6 protein-coding genes are annotated in these 5544 nt (G+C 66.7%); 3 read left to right on the top strand and 3 right to left on the bottom strand.

The genetic code is table 11. The annotated features are described in order from the left end of the window. Positions 1-124: 124 nt before the first annotated feature. Genes thrC through AS26_RS13055 form a run of 3 tightly spaced genes read left to right on the top strand, consistent with a single transcriptional unit; the run spans position 125 to position 2597 of the window. Positions 125-1198 (top strand): threonine synthase, encoded by a 1074-nt coding sequence (gene thrC / locus AS26_RS13065; protein WP_062310428.1) that lies wholly within the window; start codon positions 125-127, stop codon positions 1196-1198. Then, positions 1195-2166, top strand: a complete 972-nt coding sequence (gene thrB / locus AS26_RS13060) for a homoserine kinase (protein WP_062310424.1) — start codon at positions 1195-1197, stop codon at positions 2164-2166. The genes thrC and thrB overlap by 4 nt, the downstream gene beginning before the upstream one ends. A 20-nt stretch (positions 2167-2186) precedes the next feature. After that, the gene (locus tag AS26_RS13055; protein ID WP_217997438.1) at positions 2187-2597 is read left to right on the top strand and encodes a hotdog fold thioesterase; all 411 of its coding nucleotides are present in this window, start codon (positions 2187-2189) and stop codon (positions 2595-2597) included. A gap of 25 nt (positions 2598-2622) precedes the next feature. Here the strand turns inward: AS26_RS13055 and AS26_RS13050 are convergent, their stop codons facing one another. The 3 genes from AS26_RS13050 to AS26_RS13040 are packed head-to-tail and all read right to left on the bottom strand — an operon-like array spanning position 2623 to position 5421. Beyond that, the gene (locus tag AS26_RS13050) at positions 2623-3327 is read right to left on the bottom strand and encodes an NUDIX hydrolase (RefSeq protein ID WP_062310421.1); all 705 of its coding nucleotides are present in this window, start codon (positions 3325-3327) and stop codon (positions 2623-2625) included. Further along, positions 3324-4091: a type 1 glutamine amidotransferase gene (locus AS26_RS13045; RefSeq protein ID WP_062310418.1), complete on the bottom strand. Its 768-nt coding sequence runs from the start codon at positions 4089-4091 to the stop codon at positions 3324-3326. Before AS26_RS13045 ends, AS26_RS13050 begins: the two co-directional genes overlap by 4 nt. After that, positions 4051-5421: a Mur ligase family protein gene (locus AS26_RS13040; protein ID WP_062310415.1), complete on the bottom strand. Its 1371-nt coding sequence runs from the start codon at positions 5419-5421 to the stop codon at positions 4051-4053. Before AS26_RS13040 ends, AS26_RS13045 begins: the two co-directional genes overlap by 41 nt. Positions 5422-5544 lie beyond the last annotated feature (123 nt).

The raw sequence follows: 5544 nt of genomic DNA, 5'->3' as shown, positions 1-5544 counted from the left end.
GACACGGACAAATCGAAGCGGCTCGATTGACGAACACCCTGATTTGTCAGTACATTCGATTCCAGAGGTTCAACAGGTGAGCCTGGCAGGGCTGGCTCGCTGAGCGTCACAAAGGAGAATGGACATGGCACAAGGCGTCCGTCCGGGTTGGCCGGGCATTCTGGAAGTGTATCGCGATTTTCTCCCCATCACCGAGCGCACGCCTCGGCTCACGCTGCACGAAGGGAACACACCGCTCGTCTACGCGGACAAGCTGAGCGAGCGGCTCGAGTGTCACGTGTACCTCAAATTCGAAGGGGCGAATCCGACGGGATCGTTCAAAGACCGGGGCATGGTGGTCGCGGTCGCGAAAGCGAAGGAGGCAGGCAAGCGCGTCGTCATCTGCGCCAGCACGGGCAACACGTCCGCGTCGGCAGCCGCCTACGCGGCGCGCGCGGGGCTTGAGGCGGTGATCCTCATCCCGCACGGCTACGTTGCGCTCGGCAAATTGGCGCAGGCCGTGCAGTACGGCGCGCGCATCGTCGCGATTCGCGGCAATTTCGATCAGGCGCTTGCCATCGTGCGCGAGGTGGCCGGTCCGCTTGGCATGGAAGTGGTAAATTCCATCAATCCGTATCGGCTCATGGGCCAGCAGACGGCGGCGTTCGAGATCTGCGACACCCTCGGGCGCGCGCCGGACGCGCTCTACATCCCGGTGGGCAACGCGGGCAACATCTCGGCGTACTGGATGGGATTCACGCGCTACTACGAGGAGAAGCGCATCGATGCCCGCCCTAAGATGTTCGGCTTTGAGGCCGAGGGCGCGGCCGCCATCGTGCGCGGAGAACCCATCGAGCATCCGGAGACCTTTGCGACGGCCATCCGCATCGGCAATCCGGCGTCGTGGGACAAGGCGGTCCGGGCCGCCCAGGAGTCCGGAGGCGCCATCGACTGCGTGGCGGATGAGGCCATCGCCGAGGCGTACCGGCTCATCGCGCAGGAGGGCGTGTTCGCCGAACCCGCATCCGCCGCGAGCGTCGCCGGGCTTTTGAAGCGCCACCGCGAGGGAGGCGTCGCCCGTGGCGAAACGGTGGTGTGCGTGCTGACGGGGAACGGCCTGAAGGATCCCGACAGCGCCATGCGGCTCGCCTCGGAGGAGGCCCTCGTGGTCGATGGAAATCCCGATGCGGTGCGGCGCGCGCTGGGTGGGCTGTCATGAGCCCCGGTGACATGCGCGGGGCGGTCACCGTCCGCGTGCCGGCGACCACGGCCAATCTCGGCCCGGGCTTCGATTGCCTGGGCATGGCGCTTCAGCTGTACAACACCTTCACGCTGCGCCTCGGCGAGCCGTTTGCGGTCCGCGTGAGTGGCGAAGCGGCGGAGGTCTTGCCGAAGACGGAGGACAACGCCGTCATTCGCGCGATGGATCGCCTCTTCGCGGAGGTGGGGGTCCCGCGCGGCGCGCTGCCATCCTTCGCGCTCGAGGTGGACAATGAGATTCCGGTGTCCTCTGGGCTTGGCTCCAGCGCTTCGGCGATTGTCGCGGGCCTGGTGCTCGCGAATGCGCTCCTCGAGGAGTACGCGCCGGATCGCAAGCTGGGGCGTGATGGCCTGCTGCGGCTTGCCACCGAGCTCGAGGGACACCCGGACAACGTGGCCCCCGCGCTCCTGGGGGGCGGCGTGTTGGCCTTTCACGATCGCGCCGGCCTGCGCACGGCGGAAGTGCCGATTCCGCCGAACCTGCGCTTTGTGGCCGCGACGCCCGAGTTCGCGCTGCCGACGGAGCTCGCGCGCCGCGTCCTGCCGAAGGCGTATCCCCGCGACGAGGCCGTGGAAAACGTGGCGCAGTGCGCCCGCCTGCTCCTGGCGCTGCTCAAGCCGGATCTCGACCTTCTCCGCGGAGGCATGCTGGATTACTTCCACGAGCCGTACCGCAAGCCGCTCGTGCCTGGAGCGGACGAGGTCGAGCGGGCGGCGATGGCCGCAGGCGCCTACGCGGTCACGTTGAGCGGCGCGGGGCCCACACTGCTCGCCTGGTGCAAGCCGGACGTGGCCCTGCGCGTCGCGGACGAGATGACGCTGGCGTGGCGCAACGCGGGGACGCCGTGCCGCGCGCTCGTGTTGCGGCCGGTGCACGGCGAGACGCGCGCACATTGGAAATGGGAATCGACAGGAGACGAGGTGTGAAGATGGATATTCGGGAGACGTTGCCCAACACGCTCATGGCTCATCTGGGCATGGAGGTGTTGGAGGCCACGAAAGACCGCGTGGTCATGACCATGCCCGTGGACAGTCGCACGCATCAGCCGATGGGTCTTCTGCACGGCGGAGCGAGCGTCGCGCTCGCCGAGTCTGCGGCCAGCCTGGGCGGCGCTTTGAACGTGAGCGATCAGGGCAAGACCGTGGTGGGCATGGAGATCAACGCGAACCATCTCCGCTCGATGCGGGAGGGCGTGGTGAAGGCCATCGCCGAGCCCATTCACCGGGGATCCACCACGCAGGTATGGCAGATCCGCATCGTGGATGAGCGAGATCGGCTGGTGTGCATTTCGCGCTGCACGCTCGCCGTCATTCAGAATCGGGGGCGCATGGCAGACGTCACGCCGACCGAACACTGAGCCTGCGGGGAGAGCGGCGCCGATTTCACCGCGAATCGGCGCCGTTTTCATTTGAAGCGGGGGGCGGCGGATCGACGCGCAGGGTGGACATGGCCACGTCGGCGTTCGGGCACGCCGCGAGCGCGTTCAGCACGGCGCGGGTAGGGCGCACCGCGGGCCATTCGCCGGATTCGATGCGCGCAAGGATGTCGCGCACGGGCGCCCAGAGCGCCGCGTCGAGCTCCGCCCCGTGCGCGCGCGGTTCGCCGAGATGGTGCCCCAAGCAGAGAAAGAACCGCGTATCGAATCGCACGGGTTGGGTCGGCGGCGTGACAAAGCGGCCGATGCGCCGCAATCGGCCGAGATCGAAGGCGAGCCCGTGCGCGGAAAGCCACGCCAAAAGCGCCTCTCCGCCTCTGCACAGATCGGCCTGCGTGTCCGGCGCAAGCGGCGCGTCCATCCTGGTTCCCGCCCCGTCCTGCACGGCGATGAGCCAGCCGATTTCTTCCGCCGTCTCTCGAAGCGCCGTGACAGCCAAGGCGGGATCGTCCTCATCCTCCGCGCACGCGGGCATCCCGACCGCGCGCTTGGCCACCTCGGCGTCGGACGGGTCCGCGGCACCACCCGGGAAAGCCACGAATCCGGGCAAAAAGCGCATGGTCTTGGCGCGCCGCACGACGAGCACCTCGATGTCTTGATTCGCCCCGTCGCGGATGACCACGAGCGTGGCGGCTTTGCGAATCTGCGTCATCGCAGCTCGGCCTCCGTCCTCAGCATGGGTGCCACGTCCTCCATGCGCAGGGACACGAACGCGGTCCTCGCTTCCTGCTCGAGCCGGTCGTTCAGGGGCTCGAGCTGCTCCGGCAGGTGGGCGTAGCCCAAGGCATCGCGCAGCACGGCGTCCGCCAGCGCCGGGTTCTTCGGCAAGAGCGGGCCGTGCACGTACGTGCCCCAGATGTTCAGGTGGCGGAGCCCCTCCTGGCCGCTCACGCCGTCGTTGCCGTGACCGTGCAGCACGCGCCCCAGTGGTCGATGGCCGTGGCGCGTGCGCCCGCCGTGATTCTCGAATCCGACGATCACGCCGACCTCTTCGCTCCAGACCGCGATGTTGCCGATGAGCCGCGGCGCATCGGGACGAGCCTCGGTCACCATGTCCACGAGCCCGAGGCCAGGCACCTTTTCGCCGCTCGGAAGCTGATAGTATTCGCCGAGAAGCTGATAGCCGCCGCAGATGGCCAAAACCGGAAGGCCGTTCTGCACGGCGCTGCGAAATTCCGGCGCGCACGCCCTCAGCTTTTCCGCCACGATGGCCTGCTCCCGATCCGATCCGCCCCCCAGAAGCACCAGGTGATACCGCGAGAACTGCGGAGTCTCGCTGTGCGTCACGCGCACCACTTCGACCTCGAAGCCACGCCACTCCAGGCGCCTTTGCAGCACCGCGATGTTGCCGCGATCGGCGTAGAGGTTCAGCAGCTCAGGATACAGATGTGCGATACAGAGGGCCTTGCGACGCATGCTCATCCCTTCTTTCCGAAAGCCAGCGGGCGGCGGGGTGCAACAGCGTGTAAGTCACGAGCGCGTGCATGACGGCGCCGGTGGAAGAACTCTGGGAAAGGCCCTCGTGCAGCGCCGCGCCGAGGTCCGGTTCGACGCGGATCTTCGCTTCCAGAAGGCCCGCGTACTTGAGCCGCAGCGCCATGTCGTGCGCCCGAAGCCCCGTGGTCACCACGGACGTGAGCCTCGGGTCCTCCGCAAGCAGCTCGAAGTCGGCGTCCCAGAGCCAAGACACGTCTCGCCCGTCGGCCGCGAGATCGTTGATGCCAATGACGAGGACCTTGTGTCTTCCGTCCGACACCACGGTATCGAGCACGCTGTCGCAACCCGTGGGATTCTTGATCAAGTGCAGAGTCACGGGCGCCTCGAGGTAGAAGCGCTGCATGCGGCCCTCCGGCGGTTGGTACGCGCGAAGCCCCGCGTGGATGGCCTCGGCGGGGAGGCCGATGGCGCGCGCCGCAGAGGCGGCGGCGAGGACGTTGTAGGCGTTGTAGAGGCCAGACACCGGGAGGTCTAGCAGAAGCGCCGGCAGTCCTTCCTCGGCAAACCGCAGGAACCCTCCCTCGAGCGCTCCCTGAAACGCGGGATGCGGGCGAACAAAATCGCAGCCTTCGCACGCGTACAGGCCGAGTTGACCATACCAAAACCCGTCGTAACGAAGCGGCCGACCGCACATCAGGCAGAACTGTCCGTCCCGCATCTGCTCGCGACGAGGCGATCTCGCCGTCTCTCGCGACATGCCGTAGTACACCGCGTTGCGCGCGGAGCGCAGGCCGAGATAACGACACAGCGGATCGTCCCCGTTTAAGACAAGGGTCGCCTGCGTCTTGCGGATGCCGTCCAGCAGTTTCGCCAACGTGCCATCCAACTCCCCATAGCGGTCCAACTGGTCGCGAAACACATTCGTCACGACCAGCACGCCAATCGGCAGGTCCGATGCAACCGCGGGCAGGGTCGCCTCGTCGATTTCCAAGACCGCCGTGATGGTACGAAGTCTCCCTGTCCACGAGGAGGACCGCAAAAACGCCGTGGCAATGCCCTGGGCGAGGTTTGCACCTTTGTGGTTGGTCACCACGGGTTCGCGCTCGGCGACCATGCTCGCCAGGAGAGAGGTCGTGGTCGTCTTCCCGTTGGTCCCCGTGACCGCGATGACTTGCTTCACCTGTCTGCCGAAGTGACGGATGAGGCCGGGGGAGATGCGGAGCGCCACTTTACCCGGCAAACTGGTGGCGTCTCTTCCGCCAAGCCTGAGCACCCACAGGATGAGTTTGCCGATCCAGATGCCGAGCATGAGGGCATGCATCCTTTCCTTGTCCGATGGTTGCCGATAGGCGTTTGCACAGGGGCATCGTGCCCAACGGTTTTCTCCCGTGGATTATACTATATTTCGATCGCCTGGGCCCGCCGCCCGAAG

It is taken from the genome of Alicyclobacillus sendaiensis NBRC 100866 (assembly GCF_001552675.1).
GTDB lineage: Bacteria > Bacillota > Bacilli > Alicyclobacillales > Alicyclobacillaceae > Alicyclobacillus > Alicyclobacillus sendaiensis.
Note: the sequence above shows the minus strand (reverse complement) of the source record. Positions and strands in the feature narration are given on the sequence as shown.